14 protein-coding genes and 1 pseudogene are annotated in these 26,273 nt (G+C 60.2%); 12 read left to right on the top strand and 3 right to left on the bottom strand.

Features of this window, described 5'->3' with window-relative positions:
- From HU749_RS04685 to HU749_RS04665, 5 genes are read left to right on the top strand one after another with little or no spacing between them, the layout of a single operon-like run.
- Positions 1 to 948 (top strand): ABC transporter permease, encoded by a 948-nt coding sequence (locus HU749_RS04685; protein ID WP_079302013.1) that lies wholly within the window; start codon positions 1 to 3, stop codon positions 946 to 948.
- Positions 945 to 1,802 (top strand): ABC transporter permease, encoded by an 858-nt coding sequence (locus tag HU749_RS04680; protein WP_095962091.1) that lies wholly within the window; start codon positions 945 to 947, stop codon positions 1,800 to 1,802. Before HU749_RS04685 ends, HU749_RS04680 begins: the two co-directional genes overlap by 4 nt.
- Positions 1,799 to 2,785: an ABC transporter ATP-binding protein gene (locus tag HU749_RS04675; protein ID WP_186650479.1), complete on the top strand. Its 987-nt coding sequence runs from the start codon at positions 1,799 to 1,801 to the stop codon at positions 2,783 to 2,785. Before HU749_RS04680 ends, HU749_RS04675 begins: the two co-directional genes overlap by 4 nt.
- On the top strand, positions 2,782 to 3,753 hold the full coding sequence (locus tag HU749_RS04670; RefSeq protein ID WP_079302010.1) for an ABC transporter ATP-binding protein: 972 nt from the start codon (positions 2,782 to 2,784) through the stop codon (positions 3,751 to 3,753). Before HU749_RS04675 ends, HU749_RS04670 begins: the two co-directional genes overlap by 4 nt.
- A gap of 28 nt (positions 3,754 to 3,781) precedes the next feature.
- Positions 3,782 to 5,296: an ABC transporter substrate-binding protein gene (locus tag HU749_RS04665; protein ID WP_186650477.1), complete on the top strand. Its 1,515-nt coding sequence runs from the start codon at positions 3,782 to 3,784 to the stop codon at positions 5,294 to 5,296.
- A gap of 50 nt (positions 5,297 to 5,346) precedes the next feature.
- On the opposite strand, the gene HU749_RS04660 is transcribed toward HU749_RS04665, so the two are convergent.
- Positions 5,347 to 5,937, bottom strand: a complete 591-nt coding sequence (locus HU749_RS04660; protein ID WP_046063106.1) for a hypothetical protein — start codon at positions 5,935 to 5,937, stop codon at positions 5,347 to 5,349.
- Between the two features lie 370 nt (positions 5,938 to 6,307).
- Between HU749_RS04660 and katG the strand changes: the two genes are divergently transcribed.
- On the top strand, positions 6,308 to 8,572 hold the full coding sequence (katG, locus tag HU749_RS04655; protein ID WP_186650475.1) for a catalase/peroxidase HPI: 2,265 nt from the start codon (positions 6,308 to 6,310) through the stop codon (positions 8,570 to 8,572).
- Positions 8,573 to 8,725: 153 nt separating this feature from the next.
- Here katG and HU749_RS04650 read toward each other — a convergent pair whose 3' ends face one another.
- Both HU749_RS04650 and pmrG read right to left on the bottom strand, forming a co-directional pair.
- Complete coding sequence (locus tag HU749_RS04650; protein WP_095962094.1) at positions 8,726 to 9,571, bottom strand: phosphatase PAP2 family protein; 846 nt, start codon at positions 9,569 to 9,571, stop codon at positions 8,726 to 8,728.
- Positions 9,572 to 9,593: 22 nt separating this feature from the next.
- Positions 9,594 to 10,286 carry a lipopolysaccharide core heptose(II)-phosphate phosphatase PmrG gene (gene pmrG, locus HU749_RS04645; protein ID WP_079302006.1) on the bottom strand — a complete coding sequence of 231 codons (693 nt, stop codon included), beginning with the start codon at positions 10,284 to 10,286 and terminating at the stop codon, positions 9,594 to 9,596.
- 191 nt (positions 10,287 to 10,477) lie between these two features.
- Between pmrG and HU749_RS29545 the strand changes: the two are divergent.
- The 6 genes and pseudogenes from HU749_RS29545 to HU749_RS04620 form a co-directional block, all read left to right on the top strand.
- Positions 10,478 to 11,491 (top strand): annotated as a pseudogene (locus tag HU749_RS29545) (methyl-accepting chemotaxis protein); the annotation flags it as partial.
- 42 nt (positions 11,492 to 11,533) lie between these two features.
- Positions 11,534 to 12,397 (top strand): methyl-accepting chemotaxis protein, encoded by an 864-nt coding sequence (locus tag HU749_RS29540; RefSeq protein ID WP_409557442.1) that lies wholly within the window; start codon positions 11,534 to 11,536, stop codon positions 12,395 to 12,397.
- A 251-nt stretch (positions 12,398 to 12,648) separates the two neighbouring features.
- Positions 12,649 to 15,183, top strand: coding sequence for a Tc toxin subunit A (locus HU749_RS04635; RefSeq protein WP_079302004.1), 2,535 nt, complete (start codon positions 12,649 to 12,651; stop codon positions 15,181 to 15,183).
- 30 nt (positions 15,184 to 15,213) lie between these two features.
- Entirely contained in the window at positions 15,214 to 18,981 is a 3,768-nt protein-coding gene (locus HU749_RS04630) for a Tc toxin subunit A-related protein (RefSeq protein WP_079302003.1), read from the top strand.
- Positions 18,978 to 23,456: a SpvB/TcaC N-terminal domain-containing protein gene (locus HU749_RS04625; RefSeq protein ID WP_186650473.1), complete on the top strand. Its 4,479-nt coding sequence runs from the start codon at positions 18,978 to 18,980 to the stop codon at positions 23,454 to 23,456. The genes HU749_RS04630 and HU749_RS04625 overlap by 4 nt, the downstream gene beginning before the upstream one ends.
- A complete protein-coding gene (locus HU749_RS04620; protein WP_079302001.1) occupies positions 23,453 to 26,236 on the top strand; it encodes an RHS repeat-associated core domain-containing protein in 2,784 nt (927 codons plus the stop codon). Before HU749_RS04625 ends, HU749_RS04620 begins: the two co-directional genes overlap by 4 nt.
- Positions 26,237 to 26,273 lie beyond the last annotated feature (37 nt).

Genomic DNA, 26,273 nt, shown 5'->3' with positions numbered 1-26,273 from the left:
ATGAACCTGGCGCGCTACCGTTTCATACTGTCGCGCCCGCTACAGCTATTGCCGGTGCTGTTTGGCATCAGCATGATCACCTTTGTGCTCGTGCGCTCAATCCCCGGGGACCCCGCCCGGGCACTGCTGGGCTCGCGCAGCACGCCGGAGGCGCTGATCAGGATTCGTGCCCAATACGGTCTCGACCAGCCGTTGTGGATGCAGTACTTCTACTTTCTCAAGAACCTGCTCAAAGGCGATCTCGGCCAATCGCTGCTCTACAAAGTCGACGCCTTGAAGCTGATCAGTACCCGCATTGAGCCAACCTTGTTCCTGGTGCTCGGCAGCGTACTGCTGGCGCTGCTGATTGCCGTGCCGCTGGCAACGGTGGCGGCGCGCAACAAGGGTGGCTGGCAGGATCACCTGATTCGTCTGTTCACCACGGCAGGGCTTGGCATGCCGGCGTTTTGGCTAGGCATCATGTTGATCCTGCTGCTCAGTGTGCAGTTGGGGCTATTCCCGGTCTCAGGCTATGGCCGTACAGGGTGGGACAAACTGCATCACATGGTTTTGCCGTGCCTGACCATTGCCTTGGCGCTCTGCGCCGTGCTGGTGCGCAATCTGCGCGCCAGCATGCTCATGGAGCTACAAGCCGATCATGCCACCGCCGCACGGGCCCGGGGCTTGTCCGAGCGGGCGATATTTCGTCGGCATGTGCTGCCCAACTCCCTGGTACCGGCGGTCAACCTGCTGGCGGTGAACATCGGCTGGTTGATCAGCGGCACGGTGGTCATCGAAAGTCTGTTTGCCATTCCCGGCATCGGCCAATTGCTGGTACGCGGCATCTTTACCCGCGACTACATGGTGGTCCAAGGCGTGGCCATGGTGCTGGCCCTCGCCACCGTCACGGTCAATTTCCTCGCCGATGTGCTGACCGTGATGATTGATCCGCGGGTGAACATGCGATGAGCGGCCAGGCCCTCAGTCCCACCTGGCGTCTTGCGCTGCGTTTGGGCTTGCGCAACGGTCGCCTGGCCACCGTGCTGGGCCTGGCGATTCTGTTTGGCTGGCTGTTGCTCGCACTCTTCGCCCCCTGGGTCGCGCCCTTCGATCCGATTGCCCAGAACACCGATATCCGCCTGCTGGGGCCGAGCCTGGCCCATCCGTTCGGCACGGACAATTTCGGCCGCGACGTTCTTTCCCGAGTGATCTGGGGCGCGCGCATCGACTTGCAGATTTCCGTGATCGGGGTGGTTTTCCCGTTCTTGATCGGCACTTGCGTCGGCGCCTTGGCCGGCTATATCGGTGGCCGGTTCGACACGATCTGCATGCGCCTGATCGATATTATTCTGGCCTTCCCCTTCCTGGTGCTGATGTTGGCAATCATGGCCATCCTCGGCCCCGGCCTGGGCAGCTTTTATATTGCGATGGCCTTGGTGGGTTGGGTGTCCTATGCACGGCTGATCCGTTCGCAGATCCTGGTGCTCAAGCAAAGCGATTTCGCCTTGGCGGCGAAAAGCCTGGGCTTCGGCCATGGACGCATTCTGTTTCGGCACCTGTTGCCCAATGCCATGTTCGGTTCGATCGTGTTTTCCATGTCCGACGCGGTGCTGGTACTGCTCAATGGGGCGGCGGTCAGCTACCTCGGCCTGGGGGTTCAGCCACCCACCGCCGAGTGGGGCACGATGGTCGCCGAGGGCCAGAGTTTTATCACCAACGCCTGGTGGATCTGCACCTTCCCGGGACTGGCGATCGTCACCCTGGCCATGGGCTTCAGCCTGCTGGCCGACGGTGTCGCCGAGCACCTGGGAGAACGCCCATGAGCACACCGGTGCTGCACGTCGAAGACCTCAGCGTGATCGCCGGTCACGGTGAGGGCGAAGTCACGCTGGTGGATCGTGTGTCATTTGACCTGGCCGAAGGCGAAATCCTCGGTCTGGTGGGTGAAAGCGGCTCAGGCAAGACGATGGCCTGCCGGGCCTTGATGCGCTTGCTACCCTCTGCAAACCTCCGGGTCCAGGGCAAAGCCGTGCGCCTTGCCGGTGAGGACCTGCTGTCGCTGGATGAAGCCGACATGCGGGGCATACGGGGTCGGCGGCTGGGGATGATTTTTCAGAATCCCGGCAGTCATCTCGACCCGTTGATGCGTATCGGTGAACAGATCGGCGAAGGCATACGCCTGCATCAGGGGGCGTCCAAACGTGAAGCACGGGCGAAGGCCATTGATGTGTTACGCCAGGTGGGCATTCCCGATCCGCTAACGCGGGTCGACAGTTATCCCCATGAGTTTTCCGGTGGCATGCGCCAACGCGCCATGATCGCCGTGGCATTGGGTTGCAACCCCCAGGTGCTGATCGCCGATGAGCCGACCACCGCCCTGGATGTCACCGTACAGGCACAGATCCTGCGCCTGCTCCTGGATTTACGCGATCAACGTGGGCTGTCGATCATCATGATCACCCACGACCTGGGGGTCGTCGCCCAGACCTGTGATTCCATCGCGGTGATGTACGCCGGTCGACTCTGCGAGCACGGCAACAAGCTTGATCTGCTGACTCACCCACGACATCCCTATACGGCGGCCCTGATCGATTGCCAACCGGCTACCAGCGCCGGCCATGCCATGCTCAAAACCATCGCCGGCCAGCCTCCTCTGCTGGATGCGCTGCCCACCGGTTGCCGCTTCAACCCACGCTGCCTTCAGCAGGGCAGCCAGTGCACGCGGCTGTTGCCACAGATGCAAGTCACGACAGAGGCACACCGCGTGGCCTGCCATTACCCGCTGCCTGTGGGAGTTTCGTCATGACCCTGTTGCACGTGAAAGATCTGCAGGTGCGCTTCGCCGCCCCTGGCAGTGGTCCGTTCGGGATCAACAGGCAATGGGTGAAGGCCGTCAACGGTGTGTCGCTGAGCCTGGCCACCGGGGAGGTGCTTGGGCTGGTGGGTGAGTCGGGCAGCGGCAAGAGCACCCTGGGTCGGGCCATCTTGCGCCTCACTGAGGTCAGCGCCGGACAAATCCTGTTCGATGGCGTGGATATGGCTCAGGGCAAGCGGATCGACATCGAGCGACTGCGCCACGAAACCGCGATGATTTTCCAGGATCCTTATACCGCCCTCAATCCGCGAATGAGCATTGGCGACACCCTGGCTGAAGTGCTGCGAGTGCGCTGTGCGATCCCTGCATCGCTGATTCGCCAGCGGGTCGATGAACTGCTGAACCTGGTCGGCCTGCGACCGGAGCTGGCCCACCGCAAACCGGGTTCGTTGAGTGGCGGTCAATGCCAACGTGTGGGGATCGCTCGGGCACTGGCCATCGAGCCACGGTTGATCATCGCCGATGAATGCGTGGCCGCGCTGGACGTTTCCATCCAGGGACAGATCATCAACCTGCTGCTGGAGCTGCGACAGCGCATGAACCTGGCGATTCTGTTCATCGCCCACGACCTGGCGATCGTTCGGCGGCTCTGTGATCGGGTCGCCGTGATGTACCTCGGCGAGATCGTCGAGCAAGGCCCCACGGAGGCCGTGTTCAGCAGCCCGCGGCATCCTTATACCGTCGCGCTGATCCAATCCATTCCACACATTGACCCGACTCGACCGTTGCTGAGCGCCCCCCTGCCTGGCGAGCCACCCAGCCCCCTGAACCTTCCATCCGGCTGCGCTTTTCACCCGCGCTGCCGGTATGCACAACCCATCTGCGCGAAAACGCCGCCCCCCATCCATGACATCAATGGACATCGTTATAGCTGTGTGCTCGGAGAGCCATTGCTCTAAAAAACATTCATCAATAGGGAGTTTGACCATGCGATCGAAACATTTGAAGTTGCTGACCGCCGCGACGTTGACCGTTTGCACACTGGCGGCCGGTGTCGCCCAGGCGGCAGGCGTGCTGACCATCGGTTGCCGTGAAGAAAGTACGACGTTCGACCCGATCAAAAGCGCGCAGAACCGTGATAACTGGGTGTTCTCCAATGTCTACGACGTATTGGTGCGCGTCGACAACACCGGCACCAAGCTGGTACCGGGGCTGGCCGAAAGCTGGCAGGTTTCCGACGATGGCCTGACTTACACCTTCAAACTACGCTCGGCCAAGTTCTCCGACGGCTCACCGATTACCGCCAGCGATGCAGCGTTCAGTCTGTTGCGTATTCGCGACAACAAAGGGTCGCTGTGGAGCGACTCCTACAAGATTATCGACAAGGCCCAAGCACCCGACCCGCAGACACTGGTGGTGACACTCACGAGCCCTTCAGTGCCCTTCCTCGCGCAGCTGGCGTTGCCCAACGTCTCCATCCTGTCGCAAAAGGCCATGGAAAAAATGGGTGAGGAAGCCTATGCCCAGGACCCCGTTGCCTCTGGCGCCTTTATCGTCAAGGAATGGCTACGCGGTGATCGCGTGGTGCTGGAGAAGAACCCCAACTTCTGGCAGGCCGACAAGGTGAGCCTGGATGGCGTGGAATGGATCTCCATCCCGGATGACAATACGCGGATGTTGAAGGTGCAGGCCGGTGAGCTGGATTCGGCGATCTTCGTGCCCTTCTCGCGCGTCGAAACCCTGAAGAAAGATCCCAACCTGGTCGTACACATGGATCCCTCCACCCGTGAGGATCATCTGCTGATCAACCATGAGCACGGATTGTTGGGCAAGCCTGAAGTACGCCAGGCCCTGGACCTTGCGATCAACAAAAAATCCCTGGTCGATACCGTGACGTTCGGCCATGGCCAGGTGGCTTATTCCTACATTCCTAAAGGCGCGCTTTATCACAATGCCGATAATCTGCAGCGCCCGTACGACCCCGAAAAAGCCAAGAAAATGCTGGCAGATGCAGGCGCCTCAGGCCTGAAGCTCAACTATGTGGTCAATGCGGGCAATGAAGCCGACGAGCAGATCGCCGTGCTGGTCCAGCAACAGCTCGCAGCGGTCGGCGTGACAGCCACCTTGCAGAAAGTCGACCCAACCCAGAGTTGGCAAATGCTGATCGACGGCGATTACGATCTGTCCGTGATGTACTGGACCAACGACATCCTCGACCCGGACCAGAAGACCACCTTCGTGTTGGGACACGACACCAACATGAACTACATGACCCGCTACAAGAACGACAAGGTCAAGGATCTGGTCGCGGCGGCGCGGGTAGAAGTCGACCCAACCAAGCGCAAGCAGATGTATACCGACCTTCAGGCGATCGCCAAGCAGGACGTCAACTGGATCGATCTCTACTACAGCCCGTACATCAATATTTCGCGCAAGAACATCGAGCACTTCCAACAAAACCCGCTGGGACGCTTCTCTCTTGAGGAAACGGTGAAGCGCTAGCAAGTAGTGGCTTTGATCCGCGTCGGATAGGGCCCGTGGCAATGCCTTGATCACAAGTCGAGGCTTGCCACTTGATGGCCAAGGAACATCGGCCGCTCCCCGCTCATCTCGCACAACAGCGCTGTGACGGCGCTCCCTTCAACCGTTCCGTGCTCTTGCAGAAAACCCGCCACGGCGCTGACAGCCGGCCAGTAACGGTGCACCAGGCAACTGCAGCGGGCGATGGCCTGGGATTGGGCGTCGAGCAGTTTGCGCGGTGGCAGCAGGCTGATCAGTTCGTGCCCCCGATCCAGGTCACCCCGGCCACTGCCCCTGATCAGCCGGTCGGACCGGCGGTGCCGGTAGACCGCTTCGGCCACCGGCCCCGCGAAGCAGTGGAGCAGGTCTCGCTCAATGGCGTCGACCATCGAGGGCAGGTATTCAGCGATCCCCGGGGCTTCGAAGGCCGGGCGCGAGACCAGGTAGTCAGCTTCGACCCACCCTTCTGCGTATTGCGGGTTGCCGCGCAGGTCGAACAGAGGACCCGTGCAGGCTTCAGCCTTGGTACGCACGATGATGCGTTTTATCGGTTGGCCGTTCCACCAGAAAGCCAGGGCATGACCGGCTTCGTGGAAGGCCGTGCTGCGCGGGCATTTGTTCATTATTGGGTCCGTCACGGCAGGCGCCATTCATATCATCTGCCTCGCCGCTAGGCTTCGATAAAAGATTATCCCTATCGACCGTTAATACTGCGCCTATTAGCTATCTGGCAAAGGAGGACTAGCCTGAATTCAGGCTGGTGCAATCCGGCCCGTGAAACCTGACAAAGAGATACGAAGCGTTCAGAACCGTACTGGGCTTGCCGTGGGCCACCGAATGGGTAACCAGACATCTCCCGCGTTGCCGTGTGGCCGCACACGATCAGTTGAGCGAACTGTGAGCCCTGCGCCCTGTGTCATTTATTTCGCCTGTCGCTATTCGAAGCCCGGCCGGGCTGGATAGCTGGATGAATACGACCAAAGGTAGCTTCTCATGGCAAACGAATCGAAATGCCCGTTCAATCACGCCGCTGGCGGTGGTACGACAAACCGCGACTGGTGGCCGAACCAGCTGAATCTGAAGATCCTGCACCAGCACTCCTCGCTGTCCGATCCCATGGGTGAGGATTTCAACTATGCCCAAGCGTTCAAGCGCCTGGACTTCCAGGCCCTGAAACAAGACCTGAATGCACTGATGACCGACTCGCAAGACTGGTGGCCGGCAGACTTCGGCCACTATGGACCGCTGTTTGTCCGCATGGCCTGGCACAGTGCAGGCACCTACCGCACCGGTGATGGGCGCGGTGGCGCGGGTTCCGGCCAGCAGCGGTTTGCACCGCTCAACAGCTGGCCAGACAACGTCAGCCTCGACAAGGCACGTCGGCTGCTGTGGCCGATCAAGCAGAAGTATGGTCGCAATATCTCCTGGGCCGACCTGATCGTCCTCACCGGCAACGTCGCGCTGGAATCCATGGGCTTCAAGACCTTCGGTTTTTCCGGTGGCCGCGCCGATGTCTGGGAACCGGATGAAGACGTCTATTGGGGGTCTGAAAACAAATGGCTGGGGGGCGATGTTCGCTACGGCAAGCCCGACAAAGCCGCCATGCAAGACCCCGGCGAAGGCCAACTGGTGGCCGAGCCTGGCAACGAAGAAAGCCGCACTGACGATGGACGCAACCTGGAGAACCCGCTGGCCGCCGTGCAGATGGGGCTGATCTACGTCAACCCGGAAGGTCCCGAGGGCCAACCGGACCCGGTCGCCGCCGGGGTGGACATCCGCGAAACCTTCGCCCGCATGGCGATGAACGACGAAGAAACCGTGGCATTGATTGCCGGCGGCCACGCCTTCGGCAAGACCCACGGCGCAGGCCCTGCGGACAATGTCGGCGCCGAGCCCGAAGCCGCAGGCCTGGAGCTGCAAGGCCTGGGCTGGAAGAGCACCTTCGGCACCGGTAAAGGCGCCGACACCATCACCAGTGGCCTGGAAGTCACCTGGACCACCACCCCCACCCGCTGGAGCAATAACTACCTGGAGAACCTGTTCGGCTTCGAGTGGGAGCTGACCAAGAGCCCGGCAGGCGCGCACCAATGGACGCCGAAAAACGGTGCAGGCGCGGGCATCATCCCCGATGCCCATGACCCGGCCAAACGGCGCAACCCAACGATGCTGACCACTGACCTGGCGCTGCGCTTCGACCCGATCTACGAAAAGATCTCGCGGCGCTTCCTGGAAAATCCGGACCAATTGTCCGACGCCTTCGCCCGCGCCTGGTTCAAGCTGATCCACCGCGACATGGGCCCGCTCTCACGCTACCTCGGCCCGGAACTGCCCAACGAAGAACTGCTGTGGCAGGACCCCATCCCAGCGGTCGACCATCCGCTGGTCAACGACAACGACATCGCCGCCCTCAAAGGCAAGCTGCAGGCCTCGGGCCTGTCGATTTCACAGCTTGTGTCTACGGCGTGGGCCGCGGCTTCCACCTTCCGTGGTTCCGACAAACGCGGCGGCGCCAACGGTGGCCGTCTGCGCCTGGCCCCACAAAAGGATTGGCCGGCCAACCAGCCAGAGCAGCTGGCCAAGGTGCTGGCGACCCTCGAAGGGGTCCGGAATGAGTTCAACGCCGCCCAATCCGACGGCAAGAAAATCTCCCTGGCGGACCTGATCGTGCTGGCCGGCAGCGCCGGTATTGAACAAGCCGCGAAAAATGCCGGGCTCAGCGTGACGGTACCGTTCGCGCCGGGACGCATGGACGCGAGCCAGGAGCAGACGGACGTCGAGTCGTTCGGTTTTCTCGAGCCCATCGCCGATGGCTTTCGCAACTACCTCAAGGGCCGGTATCGCGTGTCCGCCGAGGCACTGCTGATCGACAAGGCCCAACTGCTGACCCTCAGCGCCCCGCAAATGACGGCGCTGATCGGCGGTCTGCGGGTACTGGACACCAATGTCGGCCACACCGCTCACGGTGTCTTTACCCAACGGCCCGGGACGTTGACCAACGACTTTTTCGTCAACCTGCTCGACATGGGCGTGGAATGGAAAGCCCTTTCCGACACCCAGGAAACCTTCGAGGCCCGCGACCGCAAGACCGGCCAGGTCAAATGGACCGGCACCCGTGTCGACCTGGTCTTCGGCTCCAACGCCCAGCTACGGGCCCTGGCCGAAGTCTATGCCAGCCCGGATGCGCAGGAGCAGTTCGTCAAGGACTTCATTGCGGCGTGGGTCAAGGTGATGAACCTGGATCGGTTTGATCTCAGGTGAGAAGACCCCGTGGGCATGAGGTCGTGCAAGGAGGCGGCCTCATGAACTTTTCTTCACCCCACGCCTGCGTGTGATTGGGTAAAGTCCCCTCGCTCATTCAAGAAACTAAGGTTTTAGCCCGCTCTCCCAGCGGGCTTTTTTTTTGCCTGGCATTCAGGCTGAAGAATGTGCGTTGCCCGACGCAGGCACGACAGGCGCCGTCGCTCGCTGTGGTTTCAACACAGGCTGCTCCAAGGCCGCACGCCCATAAAACAGCAACGCCATCAGCCAACAACTCAACCAGACGAAAATCCCTGCCCAGAACGTGTGGGACATGTAATGCCAGCCCTGCAGGACCCGCGTCGTGCCGTAGACAAACCCCAAGGCCAGCGCCCCGTGCATCAAGGTTTTCGAATGACGCCAGCGGTAGCGGCGGGCGACGAAATACAGCGCCAGCATCGTGAAGCCGCCGGACGCATGACCGCCGGGCCAGCAGCGCCCCTCACCGGCGACGTGCAGCAGGTCGAAATTCTGGAACCATTCCTTGTGCTCGATCTTGCCGGCGTACTGGGTGGTTTCCACCGGGCAGTACACGCTGGTGTGGCCCTTGAGGTAATGGATCACCCCGGTGCTGAGGGAAAAGGCGAAGACCACATAGAGGAAATCGCGACGGTGCTTGTGAGCAAGACGTAGTGGTTTGCTCAGCCGGGCTTTATCCAGCAGGCGAAGCAGTCCAGGGCGCTTTGGCGGTTTGAAGATCGGCCAGAAGAGCGACAACAGCGCACCGATAATGGCCGCCTCGCCGGTCCAGTTCGGAATGACCCTTGCCCATTTGTGGGTGATTTGCTCGAACAGCCGCATGTGCCCCAACGGAAACACCTGGTGAAGCGGATCGTAGAAAAGATCGCTGATGGCGATGTCGACGTGGGTCATGTCGAACAGCAAGAACACCACGGCAGCACAGACCAGCGGAATTCCGAGATTAAATCCGTAGAAACGGGCGCGAGCAGACGTCAGCATGAGCGGTCCTAATCGTAAGAAATTACTGAAATGTCACCGAGCGCCAGTCAGACGCTTCGATAAAGCCGAGCAACCGTGGCGCTTGTGGCTGGGCAGTGGAAACGAACAACGAAGCCCCATAGCCAAAGGCAGAGGTCGGACGCTGGAGCGCGGTTTCCATCGCCTGCATGCATTCGCTGTGGGTCACCAGGATCAGGTTTCGCCCCGCCACCTTGTGGGCCAAAGCATTACGCAGCAAGTCATGCCGGCAATTGATCAGCCAATCGTCACCGGTGCCCACCTTGTTGAACATGTACCCCGCCGTCTGGGCTGCGCGCACACGTGGGCTGTTGTAGAGGTCGGCGTTGCCCAGGCCCAGTTGCTCGAACCGGGCACCGAGGCCCACCGCAACGGCACGGGCCCGGGCAGTAATGCCTTCGCGATCATTCAGGCACGCGGCCTTGGAGTGGTCACAGCGCTCGACATGACGCACCAGTACGATCATCTCACCCTTGGCCCAGCCATCGGCCAAGGCCCGGGCGCCGGCAGCATTGCCATGGGCCAGGTCCGGTATCGCCGCCGGGCTGAGCAGCCAGAGGGTCAACGGGATGACCAGCAGCGCCGAAGCCAGCACGACCACAGCGTTTTGGTAGCGGGCAAGTCGGCGCGTATCGATCGAGCGCCTCAGGCCGAAAAGGCTCAGTCTCAGTTCCACATCAAGCCGCCCCGACGGCATCCACCCAGTCATTCGATGGCGCGACAGTAGAGAGGCCGACGTGGGCAGGCGGTGAAACCGATGTGAAAAAAAGCTTCAGATCCAGGCCCCACCGCCGATATAGCCCTGTTACATGCTCTTGCTGGCTCTTAACAACAACAATCTTCCAGCGTACCGACGATCAAGCAGCACAACGTTCCTGGAGGAATTTGATGAACAGCTGGTTTGGCAACATTAGCGTCAACATGAAATTGGGCCTGGGCTTCGGCCTGGTACTGGTACTGACCTGCCTGCTGGCCCTGACCAGTTGGACCAGCCTGGGTGGGCTGATCGACCGTAGCAACTGGATGAGCGACATCACCCAGCTCAACGCCGGCCTGACCAAACTTCGGGTCACGCGCCTGCAATACATGCTGACCAACGGTGACGAGACCGCCGCCCAAAACGTGCAGACCACCCTCGATGGTTTCGTGGCGCAACAGAATGCCCTGCTCAGCAGTTTCAAGAGCCCGGAAAACGTCAAGTTGCTCAAGGAGCAGAGCGCAGTCATCAGCGCCTATCAGGTGTCCCTGAACAAAATGCGCAGCGCCTACCGCACGGGCAACACCGCCCGAGATACCATGGGCACGAACGCTGATATCGCCTACAAACTGATCGAGACCCTGGATTCGGACGTGCGGAATATGGCCCCCGGCGACGAGCGTTTCGCCCAGTTCCAGGCCATCACCCAGGCCAAGCAGGACTTCATGCTGGCCCGCTATGAAGTGCGCGGCTACACCGCCAACAGCAACGCCGACACCGAACGCAAGGCCGTCGCCCAACTGGACGCCGCCATCGCATCGCTCAAGCCGCTGAACGAGCACTTCTCCAGCACCCGCCAGGATGAACTGCGCCAACTGGAAAACGCCCTCACCCAATACCGCAGCGCCGTGCAGGCCTTCAAGCTGGCCACCGCCGACGCGGTACAGGCACGCAAGGAAATGACTGAACAGGGCGCGTCAATCGTGACGTTGAGCGAGCAGCTGTACCAGATCCAGCTCGACCGCCGCGACGCCGAAAGTGCCCAGGCCCGCACCCTGCAACTGGTCAGCACCCTGTTGGCATTGCTGGTCGGTGTCATTGCGGCTGTGATCATCACTCGCCAGATCACCGGCCCGCTGCGCGATACCCTGGCCGTGGTCGAGCGCATTGCCAGCGGCGACCTCTCGCACACGGTCATCGTCACCCGCCGCGATGAACTCGGCGTGCTGCAACAAGGCATCGCGCGCATGGGCGTAACCCTGCGCGACCTGATCAGCGGCATCCGCGATGGCGTGACCCAGATCGCCAGCGCCGCCGAAGAACTGTCCGCGGTGACCGAGCAGACCAGCGCCGGGGTCAACAGCCAGAAAGTCGAGACCGACCAGGTCGCGACCGCCATGCACGAAATGACCGCCACGGTGCAGGAAGTGGCCCGCAATGCCGAAGAGGCCTCCCAGGCTGCGGCCGCCGCCGACGGCGAAGCCCGTGCCGGTGACAAGGTAGTCAGCGAAGCCATCGCCCAGATCGAACGCCTGGCCAGCGAGGTGGTGCGTTCCACCGACGCCATGACCGTGCTGCAACAGGAAAGCGACAAGATCGGCAGCGTCATGGACGTGATCAAGGCCGTGGCCGAGCAGACCAACCTGCTGGCGCTCAACGCCGCGATCGAAGCGGCACGCGCTGGTGAAGCCGGACGTGGTTTTGCCGTGGTGGCCGACGAAGTCCGTGGCCTGGCCCAGCGCACGCAGAAATCCACCGAAGAAATCGAAGGCCTGGTGGCCGGCCTGCAGAATGGTACCCAGCAAGTGGCGGCCGTGATGAACAACAGCCGCAACCTCACCGACAGCAGCGTGGCCCTGACCCGCAAGGCCGGCGCGTCACTGGAAAACATCACCCGCACGGTGTCGAATATCCAGTCGATGAACCAGCAGATCGCCGCGGCCGCCGAGCAGCAAAGCGCCGTGGCCGAGGAGATCAGCCGCAGCATCATCAACGTGCGCGACGTGTCCGAACAGACCGCCGCCGCCAGCGAAGAAACCGCCGCCTCCAGTGTGGAACTGGCACGGCTGGGTAATCAGTTGCAGATGATGGTCAGCCACTTCCGCGTCTAACGCCCGACCCGATTTGTGTGACCCACTGTGGGAGCGAGCTTGCTCGCGAAGGTGGAGGTTCAGCCAACTTCAATGCTGGCTGGTCCGACGCCATCGCGAGCAAGCTCGCTCCCACAGGACTTGCATCCGCGCAGCCCACGAATCGCTCTTTCGTACACATCTCCCGCCCACGTCCTACCGTCTTTTTTTGCGTACTGCTGTACGGTTTTCTCCTGACAAGAACATTCCGTTCGAACAGGAGAGGCACCGACATGGACGCAGACAACGGCTCTCTGTTGCACACGCTCGTTGCCTCGCCAATTGGCGAGGACGCTGCAAAAACCGATTTCAAGACCGCCCTGCAGCGAATGGGGCTGACATCGGTATTCGACATCCTGCGCCTGGGCAAGGCGCAGTTCGCCCAGGCGCTCGCCAGGCACTGCGATGCAGATGCCGGGCAGGCCTACGACAATGCGTCGAGCCACGCCCGGCAGATCAGCCGCTTGTACCTGGAGCATCAACTCTGCCCCAGCGCCACCAAGCCCCGTGTGCGACGCAGCCTGGACTCAGACCCGACATCCGGGCCGATCAGCTACCAAGCACTGTTCCAGGAAAACTGGGATCAGTTTTGCAAGGACGGTGACATCGCCGCGATCGACTCGCCCGTAGCCTACCTGCGTGCGCTGTACCTGTTTGCCAGGCAGTTGGAAAACAGCTCCACCCACGCCCGCAAGATCCCCCTGGAGAAACGTCGACCGGACCTCAACACACTGATGCTCGACCCACACAGCGCCTTGGTTGCACGCCCGATGCTCAACATCGTCAACGACACGTTGCGCAGCCATATCGAGGCCAGTCTCGATGACGGCACGACCGTTCAGCAGGCCTTGGCCAGCGCACACTATCCCTTTTCACTGCCCTATGATCTTCACCACCACCAATGCCTGCTTGGCTTGGGCGCAGGTAAACCCGCCCTGGGTGAAGTCAATTATCGGGTCAGCCTGAAGCTGCCGTTTTGCCAGGACGGCTCAACCTACGGACGCGTTTCGCAATCGCCTGTCGAAGCGCAAAAACTGCTTTCAGGGCTCAGTCCGGCGCAACAGGCACTCTTGCTCGCACCGCTCGCTTCGAACTCCGATTTCGAGGCCTTGAAAAAAACCTATGGCACTGAAGATGTGCAGCGCCTGGGTGATTTCACGTTCTTCAAGGCGCACACCGGGCTGACGACGGAACAGGTTGAGCAGCTACTGGCGCTTGGCCGATACAGCCCTCGCATCTCGCCCCATAACCCGCCCCCGACGCGTAACCTCCAGGGCGCCGCTTACATCAACGGCCCCGACACCACCCCCGCTTTGGTGCTTGAAACCAACAAGAACCAGCGAGGGTTCGGCAACAAGTCCTACGAGCGTTTCGACCGCATGCAGCGCATGGTCCGACTGCAACGATGGACCGGCATTACCTTTGCCGAACTGGATACGCTGATCGTCAATAGCCTGTATTCGGAAGGCAACACCGCCATGACACTCGGCGCCAACACCTTGCGCGCGCTTGGGGTCTATCAGTACATGACGCGGCGCCATGGCATCACCCCTGAGGAGTTTGCTTCGCTGGTGCACGAAATGCCGACCTGCGCTTGCGCAGAACGTGTTCCGTTGTTCGACCAAGTATTCAATCGCACCCGTTTACTCAAAAGCCCGGCATGGGAGAAGCAAGCGACGGACCTCGATCCCGCGGATCTTGAAACCCTCAGCTATCTCGGCGCGGGCCTGGGGCTCGCCCTCACGGGAGACGCGTTGTTGTTGCTGGTGAAACAGACCGGGAAGTACCTGGCGCTAAAAAAGGATTTGCCTACAGTCTCCTCACTCTACCGCCAGGCCCGTATCGCCCGGATGTTTGGCCTGTCGCCGCTGGCGTGCACGGAACTGGCCCGGCTACTGGGAGGCGATACATTCTGTCGGGCGTTGGTGACCGGAACACTGACCTCCACCGGCCCGGACATCCTCGACGTTTTGATGGCGATGGACTGGGCGCTGGACTGGCTCAAGCAAAACGATCTCGATGTATTGCAGTGGTGTCGCCTGTTCGAGAGTCTCAGGCATGACTTGCCGTTGGATCAGAACCTGGAAAAGCGATTGGCCGCACTTCGGGAACACGCCCAATCCACCCACGACCCTCAACGCCTGGTAGAAACGCTGCTGCACGACAGGGCTGACGTGTCCGCCGAATACCTTCCCTGCGTGATGAAAATGGCCGGCACGAATGCCACGGAAATAGTCCAGGCCATCATCGCCACTGTCGGCAAAACACCGCCATTGCTGGCGCACGTGCTTCGCACCGCTGAAGCCTGCCAGAAATTGCATCTGAGCAGCAGCACGCTACAGGCGTTAATGGACCATCCCACGTGGTTAGCCTCGAACAGTTCAGGAACGCTTACACCTCAAACGCTGTATTTGCTCGAACGGTTCAATCATTGCGCGCGCCGTCAGGCGCAGTCGGAAGCAAACCTGTTGCACTACTTGCAACTCGCCAACCAAGACCTACCGCAGCATTCAGCAGAGACAGTCAACGGCCTGCTGGCCCACCTGCTGGGCTGGAGCACCGAGCAAGTGAGTTGCCTGACCGCGCTGCTGACGCCAAAACGCGCCACCACCATGCAAGCCGTGGATTGGGTCATGCGTTGCCAAGCGTGTTGCTTGAGCACGGGCCTGTCGGCAAGCCAGCTGCTCAAGGCCGCCGCACTCAATAGCGACAGCCTGACACAGGACTGGAAAATCGTCGGTGAAGGGCTGATCGCTGCGTGCCATTGAGGCGAACATTTTTTTATTCAAGGATTGAATATGACCGTTGCCATGAAAAAGCAGTTGGATGAGCGCCTGCGCGATGCGCAGTTGGCGCTCTACCTGGACAAGGTCGCGCCCGACAATGACCCGACCGGGACGGTACGGCTCAAGACGGCTCAGGACCTCTACGAATACTGGCTACTGGACGTACTGGTCAGCCAGGATGTGCCCACCACGCCTGTGGCGTGCGCCATCGCCAGCGTTCAGCAATACATCAATCGCATCCTGATGAATATGGAGCCCGGCTACGACCAGGCAAGCATCGCGCCCGAGCACCTGCAGACGTGGCGCAACGAGATGCACCAGTACCCCATCTGGGCGGCTCATCAAAAGCTGCTGTATTTCCCCGCAAGTTACCTGGACCCGGCCTTGAGGAATAACAAGAGCGACAACTTCCAGCAGTTGGAAAACGACCTCAACCAGAGCCGGATCCAGGCCGATGCGGTTCAATCGGCAGTCATGGCCTACCTGACCCGTTTCGAAGAAATCGCCAACCTGAATATTCTCAACGGCTACATCGACGGCGAAGACTTTGCCAACAGCACTTACTATTTCATTGCCAAATCAAGATCGGAGAATACTTATTTCTGGCGCTCGCTGGACATGGCGCAACGTCCAGCCATTGATCAGCCGGCCCCGTTTGCCTGGTCGGATTGGGAAAAGGCCGATGTGCCCATTCCCGAAAACGCGGTTGAACACTCGATCCGCCCCGTCTGGTTCAACAACCGTCTGTTTATCGTATGGGCAGAATGCATACAGCAAGATTCGCAGGCTTTCAGCATTGACTCTGCTCATGCCTCCACCGGGCAATCGGGCACCAGTCATCCGCTATTGCGCTTGAGCTTTTGCTTCAAAAAACAGGATGGAAGCTGGAGTACGCCGCGAGTTGGCTTGCAGGGTTACTGCGACGACAAAGCGCTTCACGGCAAGAACATCAATGATATCAAGCCATTGCTGTGTACCGTTGCAGAGCATCATCGCAACGCCTCGCAAGACCTCCTTTTCCTGGCTTTGGGAGCCAAGGCCAACACGCAACCGGCATCAGCCGACAACTGCATTTTTCTTGGAACCACTCGCATTAACAAAGACCTTAGCGTCCAACCTTACTTGTCAAAATCACCTCCAGAAAAAGCGGAAATAGAACTGAAGCACCTCGATAAAGAGCTCCGAAAAAGGCTTTTTGACGCTAACGACCAACGTATTCAAACCAAAGCAACCCTCGACCTTGAGGTCGTCCATGAGAACGATAGAATCGGTGCCTTTCTGCCTGCGACCCTTTTCGTCCTCCCCCTGACTGACTCTCCTATAAAAATTACTGAACAATCGATACGCGGCCAGGGCATTGTCCAATTTATCGACTTTTCCGAATCCGCCCGGCGCGGCAAAGCGCGCCCGCCGATCAGGTTGAACACCACCTTCGCCGCAGAACTGATCCGCCGTACAGAGAACGGTCTGGATAAGCTGTTCGTCTGGACCACACAACACCTGCCAGAACCCGCCATACCAGACGACGCCAACAACAGGATGGACTTCCACGGGCCTTACGGTCGTTACTTCACCGAACTGTTCCTCTACGTGCCATGGCTGGTTGCCCAGCGCTTGAACGCCGAACAGCGCTATGAAGAGGCCGAACGCTGGTTGCGTCGCCTCTTCGATCCAGGTCGCGGCCAGAAAAATTGCTGGAGGGCCGTTTCTTTAATCGATAGCACCACGCCTTCGTATGCCGACCGGACGCCCCACGACCCTCATCAGATCGCGCTCAGCCATCCGGCGCACTTTCGCAAGGCGCTGTACTTCCTGTACCTGGACATCCTGATCAATCGAGGCGACGCCGCCTACCGCCAGTTGACCCCGGACGGCCTCAGCGAGGCAAAGCTGTGGTACGTGCGGGTACTGGATCTGTTGGGGCCACGTCCGACCGTTCAATCGGTCGACCATTGGGTAAGCCTCAGCCTGCAAACGTTGAGCGAAACCACCAGTGACGACTTACGCACATTTGAACGATCGCTCGCCCGCTCCCGGCCCTCGGTGCCCGTTCGCGGAGGCAACCTGCATGCGTCCTGGCCAGCCATCGACAGCCCGCACTTGCGCCTGCCGTTCAACCCGCAGTTGCTCCAATGCTGGGACATTGCTGAAAGCCGCCTGTACAACTTGCGGCACAACCTCGACATCGCCGGCAAGCCGCTGCATCTGCCGGTATTTGCCGTGCCGCTGGACCCGCGCGCGTTGCTCGGTAGCCCAGTACTGAATACCTCGGACAATTCGGTTCGAGGGCTGCCGAGTGCATCGATCCCACACTATCGGTTCTCGATCATGCACAGCCAGGCGTTGAGTGCAGTGGACAGCCTCAGCCAATTTGGCGCTTCGCTGTTGTCGCTGATCGAGCACAAAGAACAGGCCCAGCTGCAGGAGCTACAGCAGCAGCAAGCATGGAACCTGGCGAAAATCTCGGTCGACCTGCAACGCCAGGCCTTGAACATCGACCGTCAGCAACACCAGGCGCTGCTGGCCAGCCAGGCGATTGTCCAAAGCCGAATCGACCACTACAAAATGTTGCTGGAAAAGGACGTCAGTCCAAACGAGAGACTGGCCACCCAGTTTCAACTGGCCAGTGGCACGGCCGAGATCGTGGCAACGGCGTGCCAGATCGCGGCAGGGGGCCTGATGGTGATTCCGAACATTGCCGGCTTCTCCTTTGGTGGCAGCCGCTGGGAAGGTCCGATGCTCTCTGCCAGCGCATCAGCCCACAGCGCCGCCATTACCAGCCGTATGGCCGCAGAAAACATCGACCGCACGGAGTCGTTCAATCGCCGCCGGGATGAATGGATACAGGGACACAACCAGGCGCAGCTCGAACTTGCGCAGATCGACGCCCAACTGGCGCACTTCAACGAGCAGCAAACCGCCACCCGCCTGCAGTTACGCCTGGCTGAAACCGGCCTGAGCCAGGCCAAGTCCCACTACGACTTTCTCAGCAAGCGCTTTACAAAGACGCAACTGTATCAATGGCTGAACAGCCGGTTCGCGCAGTTCTACCGCCAGGCCTACGACACGACGCTCGCCCTGTGCCTCGCCGCCGAGACCTGCTGGCAATACGAAATTGCCGATTTCGCGACGCGATTCATCCAACCCGACGCATGGAATACCACCTATCGAGGGCTAGGAGCAGGCGAGCAATTGAAACTCAGCCTGTTGAACATGCAGGCCAGATATCTGCGCTGTAGCGAGCGAGAGTTGGAGATCGGCAAGACGATTTCACTGCGTCAATTGAAGAACCAGAGCCCAACCTCGACGCTCAACAAGCCATGGCAGGACATGCATGCCGATCTGAAGAAAGGCCAATGCACGTTCGAGCTGCCCCACGAACTGTTCGACGCTGATTACAAGGATCAGAAACATTACCTGCGGCGGATCAAAACCATCAGCGTTTCCCTGCCGGTCGTCGTCGCGCCTTACGAAAACATCCGGGCCACGCTGACCCAGACCTCCAGCAAAGTGTTCATGGCCCCTGATGACCCGCGACAGGTCATGGAGGACCGGCGCGCCAACCAACAGATCGCCCTTTCCACCGGCGTCGACGACAACGGCTTGTTCACCCTGAACTTCAACGATGAACGCTACCTGCCGTTCGAATACACCGGCGCTGTCTCCACGTGGCAACTGGCCTTCCCCAATCCTCAAGCACAAAAAGACCTGTTGGAATCGCTGAGCGACGTCATCGTGCACATGAGCTATACGGCCAGGGCCGCCGGGGGTGCGCAATGAACGAGCAACCCGCGTTGCCGGTTACCGCGCCGACCCTGCCCAAGGGCGGCGGCGCCATCCAGAGCATCGGCAAAGGCTGGGGAAACGTCGGCGCCCACGGCACCGCGTCCTACGAGATTGCGTTGCCGATTTCGCCAGGACGCGGCTTTGCTCCGCCCTTGTCTCTGCGTTACGACAGCTCGGTCGGCAACAGCGTGTTCGGTATCGGCTGGGGACTGTCGTTACCCAGCGTGGCACGACGCACCAACAAGGGCGTCCCGACTTATGCCGAGGATGACGAAATCATCGGCCCCAGCGGTGTGGTCTGGTTGCCCGAACGCGACGCAAACGGCGTCATCCGTTCAACCCTCATTGATCGCTACAACACGCTGGCCCTGGGCACGACCTACACAGTGACGCGCCACTTTCCAAGAATCGAAAGCGGCTTCGACCGCATTGAACATTGGTCGTCGAACAACGACAAACCAGGTTTCTGGCTCGTGCACGGTGCCGATGGCAGCCTCCATCTTTTCGGCAAGAATCCCCAATCGCGCCGGGCAGATCCCCGGCAAGCTAGCCGTGTCGGTGAATGGCTGCTGGAGGAAAGCCTGAACGCTCGCGGCGAGCACATTCTTTATCAATACACGGGGGATACAACGGCCCAACGCTATTTGAGCCACGTGCGCTATGGCAATTTCAAGGCCGACGCCGACCTTTACCTGTGGAAAACGAGTCAGCCCACGGCTGTGCAATGGCACTTCGAATTGGTGTTCGACTATGGCGAACGAAGCACCGGGTACGACCAGCAACCGCGCTATGAAGGCCAACGATGGCAACCCCGTAGCGATGCTTTTTCCACCTTTGCCTACGGTTTTGAACTACGCACCGAGCGCCTGTGCCGCCAGGTGTTGATGTTCCATTGTTTTCCCGAGGAGCTGGGCGCTGCCCCCGTCCTCGTTCGACGCCTGCTGCTTGATTACCGCCAGACACCCCTGGGGTATCACCTCCTGAGCACCGCCCATGACCAGGCGTTCGACGACCGGGCAGTGGCGCAGAACCGCCCTCCCGTTGAATTCAGCTACAGCGAGTTCAAGCGCTTGCCAGATCCTGGCGCCTGGCAACGTTTCCAAGACATGCCTGGCCTCAGCGGCGATCTGGGTTTTCAACTGGTGGATCTGTACGGTGAAGGTCTGCCCGGTGTGCTCTATCGAAGTGACACAGGCTGGTATTACCGCGAACCCATTCGAGCCAAAGCCAAGACGGATGAAGTGGCTTACGACCAGTGGCAAGCACTCCCCCGCATCCCCGTCGCCGATACGGCAAAGCCGCTGCGCCAGACGCTAGGCGACCTCACCGGCGATGGACGGCTGGACTGGGTCGTTGCCCAACCGGGGCTCAACGGTTTTTTTTCCCTCGGTGCTGATCGAAGCTGGTCGGATTTCGCTACGTTTCACGCGTTCCCTGCAGAATTTTTCCATCCACAAGGGCAACTGGCCGACCTGATGGGCGAAGGGCTCGGCGACCTGGCCTTGATAGGCCCACGCAGCATTCGCCTGTATGCCAATCAGCGCGAAAAAGGCTTCTCTGCGGCCCGGGACATCCCTCATGACTGCGATGACGATGCCTTGCCAGTACTCACCGCGTCACCCTCCGAGCTGGTGGCGTTCAGTGATTTGCTCGGCAGCGGCCAACAGCATCTGGTGCGCATTCGCCACAACGAAGTGAAGTGTTGGCCAAACCTGGGCCGTGGACGTTTCGGCAAAGGCATCGTGTTGGACTTTCCGGGCCTTGCCCACCAGACCTTCGATGCCTCGCGCATCCGTTTTGCGGACCTGGATGGTTCCGGTGCTGCCGACCTGATCTACCTGCAAGCAGATCAGGCACTGATCTTCATGAACCGCTGTGGCAACGGCTTCGCGCCTGCGGTTGCGCTGCCCTGGCCGGAAGGCCTGCGCCACGACCGCTTATGCCAGGTGAACATCGCCGACCTGCAAGGGCTCGGCTGCTCCAGCCTGATACTGAGCGTGCCGTACCTGACCCCGGCGCAACATTGGCGCTACGATTTTGTTCGTGAAAAACCGTATCTGCTGACCGGCACCCACAACAACATGGGCGCCGCCCACAGCATCACCTACCGCAGCTCGGCCCAGGAATGGCTGGACGAAAAGGCGGCAAGAGTAAATGCCCGCGACCCCCTTGCCTGTCATCTGCCGTTGCCTCTGCACCTGGTGTCGCGCCAGACCCAGGTGGATGAGATCAGCGGTAATCGCCTGAGCCAGAGATTCTCCTATCGCCAGGGTTATTACGATGGCATCGAACGGGAATTTCGCGGCTTCGGCTTGCTGCTGCAAACCGACAACGAAGCCCATCCCAACGATGCTGACTCACCAAGCTTCACCGCGCCCTGCTTGAAAAAAAGCTGGTTTCATACCGGACAGTCGGTGGACATGGCCCGAACCGGCTATCACGACGCTGACCGGGCAGCCGTGGCGCTGGGCAAGGCGTTGCTGTGCCAATACGATGCAGGCAGCAATAGCGACGTACTGATTGATCCGCCAGACGCAGCGACCACCCTTGAAATGTGCCGCGCACTGAGTGGCCATTTACTGCGCTGCGAGACCTACGCAAGGGATAAACGCCAGTTGTATTCGGTCCAGGAAAACCGTTATCGGGTACGTTTGCTACAGGCGCCCGAAGGTCATCGGCGTTACGCGCGCCTGCTGCCCTTGTTGCTTGAGTCCATCAGCTTCCAGTACGAAGGCCTGAGCGACGACCCACAGTGCCAGCACACCCTCAACTTGCAGCATGACCGCTACGGCGCCCTGACTCACAGCGTGAACGTCCATTACGCCCGACGCAAAACCGCCAGCGATACACCGCCCTTCAGCGATGCTTACCAGCAACAATGGTGGCGAGACGCTCATGATCCGGCGCAACAGTTCTACTACCTGAGGGAAACCCGTGCCGAGTTCATCCATCTGCAAGCCGCTCAAGGATGGCGACTGAGCCTGCCCTATCGCCAACGCACCAACGCCTGGAAACGCCCCAAGGCCCCCGAGGCCGAAGGCTTGGCCCCACAAGATCTGACTTACGAAAAACTCATCGGGCTCAGCAAGGAAGCAGCCTGGATGACCCAGGGCGTTTTGACCGGCCTTTGCGTGCAACGCTACAAAGACAGCACCCTCGCAGAAACCTTGCCGGACGGCGTCGCTCATTTCGAGGCCCTGGTCGATCATCTGGAAACCGCCGAGCTGGACGAAGCCGCTCTGCATGCCTTTCAACTATTGCCACCCACCTCTCGCCCCAAGGGAAGACTGCTTGAACGATGTGGCTACCATCGCATGGCCGACTTTCTCCCCGCGAGCACGCCTTCGAGAACCCTCTGGTCAGTCAAGAGTGGCTTCGCGACCTACGCAGGGCTGGAAGGCTTCTATAACGCCAAGGCGATACAGCCGAGCAGCAGCCACGGCGTGACCGAGATCAGCTACGACACGTGCAACTGCTTTGTCACCGCGTTCAAACTGCCCGATGGCTGTACTACTCGGGCCCGCTACGATTACCGCTCACTTTTGCCCGTGAGCATTACCGACCCCAACGGCAACGTACAGGAATGCCTCGCGGACGCGTTCGGCCAAGTTTTGGCCACCAGCGTTTATGGCGACGAGAACGCCACCCGTGTGGGTTTCAAACCGCTCGAGCAGTTCGACCGAGCGCTCTTCAAAGACCCGGCAGAGGCCATTCAATCGCGCAGGGAGGCTCTACAGCAGGCCGCCACGGCTACCTATTACGCCCCCTTCAGTTGGATGGGTCGCGTATCGAAGGCGGCACTGATGGACGCCGACTGGCTCGCGCGCTGTGTGGCGAACCGTGACCTGCTCCCCACCGGGCATATCTGTGCTTCGGCTCGAACCCGACTGTCGAACCTCCCAGTACTTTCTGTCGACGATGCAAAACTCAAAGGTGAACTTCACGCCTCGGTACGTGAGCCGATGCACATCACCACGCTGGTTGCCGATCGTTACCCCGATGATCACCAGAAACAAATCCGCGTCACCAAGACGTGCTTCGACGGCTTTGGTCGCACCTTGCAAAGCAAGCAATGGGTGGAATCGGGCATGGCCTACGTCGTGGACGCCAACGGTGAACTGACGCTTAAGGACGGCAAACCGCAGAAACAGATCGCAGCCACTCGCTGGCGCATCAGCGAACGGGTGGAATACAACAGCAAGGGCTTGGCGATCCGCATCTACCGTCCTTACTTTGCCGATCAGCATCGCTACATCAACGATGCGTCCTTGCGGCAGTTTGGGTACTACGACCAGCAGTTCTACGACGCGCTGGGGCGTGCGACCCACACCCGTCTCGCCAAACGAGACGGTCTTTGCTATCTGCGACGACTTACCCGTCACCCCTGGTACAGCGTGGGCGAGGACGAGAACGACACGCTGGAAGACGTCATGGCCGAACCTTCCTCGACCGCAGGAGGTATGGCATGAACGCACGCCTTCATCGCAAGACCCCCACGGTCAACGCCATCGACAGCCGTGGCCTGCCGGTGCGGCACGTCGCTTACCATCGATGCCAAGTGGATGAGCCCGCCCAGGCGCGTATCACCCAGCAAGACCATGACCTGGCCGGGCGACAGGTTGCGCAGCGAGACCCTCGCCTGTTTGCCACGGCAACCGACGCCAATCTGGTCACGGTCTACAGCCTGTCCGGCAAGGCACTGCTGGTGAACAGTGTCGACGCTGGATGGCGACTGAGCCTGCCTGGCGATGCCGGGCAGATCGTGCACCGCTGGGACCAAAACGAACAGCATTGGCGAACGACCTACGACCACCAACTCAGGCCGACGGCGGTCCTGGAGCGAGCAGCCGGACAAGCCCCGCGCCGAGTCGAGTGCCTGCGCTACGGTGACAGTTCGCCAGAGGCGGCGGCGCGCAACCTGTGCGGTGCGCTCATCCGTCACGATGACAGCGCCGGCACCTTGCTCATCGACGAATATGCGCTTTGCGCCAAGCCGCTCAGCCAGACCAGGCGCTTGCTGGCCGACATCACGCCACCCGACTGGCCTGCCGACGAGAAAGACCGCGATTCACTGCTTGAAGAAGGGAAAGGCCACAAGACGAGTTGGCGCTACGACGCCCTCGCACAACCCATTCAACAGTCCGATGCGGCCCAGCACCAACAGCATTACGCGTTTGATGTTGCCGGCCAACTGACGTCCGTGAGTTTGAAAATAAACAACACAACCACTGAAAAAACCATCGCGAAGGATTTCGTCTACAACGCGTTTGGCCAAGTCGAATCCCAGACCCTCGGCAATGGCGTCGTCAGCCGCGCCGTTTTCGATCCAGCCAACGGTCGCCTGACCTCACTCTGCGCATCGGTCTCTGGCCGTACCTTGCAAGACCTGCACTACAGCTATGACGCGGTGGGCAACGTGACGCGAATCGAGGACAAGGTCCAAGCGGTGCGGTTCGGCCATAACCAGCGGGTCGAAGCCATCAGCACATTCGCCTACGACAGCCTCTACCAGTTGATCCGCGCGACGGGCCGCGAAGCGGCGGGACTGAGCGTTGCGGCACTCAGCAAGACACCCGTCGACCCCGGGCAACTGTTCAACTTTACCGAGCACTATGAATACGATGCCGGTGGCAACCTGACCGAACTGCGCCATGCTCGCGAAGGCAACCACTACACCCGGACACTGAACGTCGCCGCCACAAGCAATCGGCTCCTGTCCTGGCGCACAGGCCACTCGATGCCCGCCACAGCAATGGATTTCGATGCCAACGGTAACCAGCGGAGCCTGGACCTTGGTCGGACGTTGCGATGGAACAGCCGCAATCAACTCGACAGCGTGCTACTGGTCCAGCGCGACGACCGTCCCCACGACATTGAATGCTATGGCTACGACAGCAGCGGCCTGCGGGTGCGCAAGATACAAACCACCTACACCTCATCAGCGACGCAGACTCGAGAAGTCCGTTATTTGCCGGGCCTCGAGATTCGCAGCCGTCCCGGCGAGCGCCTGGAAGTCATCACCCTGCAAGCCGGCCGTTGCAGCGTGCGTTACTTGCACTGGACTGAAGGCCGACCCTCTGGCATTGCCGCCAATCAGATGCGCTATAGCCTGGACGATCATCTGGGTTCCAGCTCACTGGAACTCGACGACCAGGCCGCGCTGATCAGCCAGGAAAGCTACCTGCCTTTTGGAGGGACTGCCTGGATGGCCTCCCGCTCGGCCGTGGAGGCCGATTACCGGACCCTTCGCTACTCCGGCAAGGAGCGCGACGCCAGCGGCTTGTACTACTACGGACACCGGTATTACGCACCCTGGCTGCAACGCTGGATCAGCCCGGATCCGGCGGGAGCGGTGGACGGGTTGAACCTGTATTGCATGGTCGGGAATAACCCGCTGCGATTCGTCGACCATCAAGGGCTGGTGCTCGTTGATGCTCAAGGGCGGGACATTGACCCATTCGAATGGACCCAGCGTGATGGTCACGAACGCTCGAAAAAAATGATGCTGCCGCCGCCAACAAAGCGTACGAAACAATCCGCGCAAATGCATGGAGAGGGTTTCGATAGCAGCCCCAGCTTCAGCAAGACAAAGCGCAAGGAGCTGGTCGTTCACGCCTATGGCGTTATTCAGGACCGCACGGGCGATAACGATATGGTCCTCAACGAGCATTACAACCTGCCAGCGCCAAGATCCGGCCCAACGGGGTATCGCGGGGTAGACCCGGATTACGACGGCTCCGCCACCAGCGAGAAGTTCTACTTGAACTTCGGCAGCTACAAGATCAGCAACACGCCTGATTACATGGAACACTTGGCCGACAACTACCGCGACCGGAAAAAAGACCCAAACCATCAATTTCAAGTCGATCCTGAAGCGCTGAAGCTCGACCCAACGCTGAGCAGGACCATCGACAACCTGTATGAACTACAAGGTCCGACCCGCGAGCTCATCGAAAAACATATCGATGCCTGCAACGCAATCATTCCCATACGAGCCGGAGGACCGGGAGCCCATGGAGAAGTTGGCGTGTTGAACTCAGTTGTAGCGCTGTATCCGGGCCAAGCTGAACGGGTGCTTTCAGATACGACGCTGTTCACCGAAAAACTGACGGGGCAGCTGACCCAGCCGGAGCCATTTGTTGCCTGCTTCAACTGCAGCGGCATCATTCCCGAAAACGTTCGTATCTCGACCGGCCGCAACCCCAGGAACTATGGGGTGTACAACTTTCATGTATCGGAAATCAAATAATGAGCCGAGACGTTGAAATAGCCATGCCCTGAATCTG

The organism is Pseudomonas ogarae (assembly GCF_014268695.2).
Lineage (GTDB): Bacteria > Pseudomonadota > Gammaproteobacteria > Pseudomonadales > Pseudomonadaceae > Aquipseudomonas > Aquipseudomonas kilonensis.
This window is presented reverse-complemented; position numbering and strand designations above follow the sequence as displayed.

Bases quoted from the DNA above. Each gene is read 5' to 3' on its own strand.
- HU749_RS04665 (WP_186650477.1), top strand. From the start codon at position 3,782: ATGCGATCGAAACATTTGAAGTTGCTGACCGCCGCGACGTTGACCGTT.
- HU749_RS04660 (WP_046063106.1), bottom strand. From the start codon at position 5,937: ATGAACAAATGCCCGCGCAGCACGGCCTTCCACGAAGCCGGTCATGCC.
- HU749_RS04670 (WP_079302010.1), top strand. From the start codon at position 2,782: ATGACCCTGTTGCACGTGAAAGATCTGCAGGTGCGCTTCGCCGCCCCT.
- pmrG (WP_079302006.1), bottom strand. From the start codon at position 10,286: ATGCCGTCGGGGCGGCTTGATGTGGAACTGAGACTGAGCCTTTTCGGC.
- HU749_RS04685 (WP_079302013.1), top strand. From the start codon at position 1: ATGAACCTGGCGCGCTACCGTTTCATACTGTCGCGCCCGCTACAGCTA.
- HU749_RS04620 (WP_079302001.1), top strand. From the start codon at position 23,453: ATGAACGCACGCCTTCATCGCAAGACCCCCACGGTCAACGCCATCGAC.
- HU749_RS04680 (WP_095962091.1), top strand. From the start codon at position 945: ATGAGCGGCCAGGCCCTCAGTCCCACCTGGCGTCTTGCGCTGCGTTTG.
- HU749_RS04630 (WP_079302003.1), top strand. From the start codon at position 15,214: ATGACCGTTGCCATGAAAAAGCAGTTGGATGAGCGCCTGCGCGATGCG.
- HU749_RS04650 (WP_095962094.1), bottom strand. From the start codon at position 9,571: ATGCTGACGTCTGCTCGCGCCCGTTTCTACGGATTTAATCTCGGAATT.
- katG (WP_186650475.1), top strand. From the start codon at position 6,308: ATGGCAAACGAATCGAAATGCCCGTTCAATCACGCCGCTGGCGGTGGT.
- HU749_RS04675 (WP_186650479.1), top strand. From the start codon at position 1,799: ATGAGCACACCGGTGCTGCACGTCGAAGACCTCAGCGTGATCGCCGGT.
- HU749_RS29540 (WP_409557442.1), top strand. From the start codon at position 11,534: ATGGGCGTAACCCTGCGCGACCTGATCAGCGGCATCCGCGATGGCGTG.
- HU749_RS04625 (WP_186650473.1), top strand. From the start codon at position 18,978: ATGAACGAGCAACCCGCGTTGCCGGTTACCGCGCCGACCCTGCCCAAG.
- HU749_RS04635 (WP_079302004.1), top strand. From the start codon at position 12,649: ATGGACGCAGACAACGGCTCTCTGTTGCACACGCTCGTTGCCTCGCCA.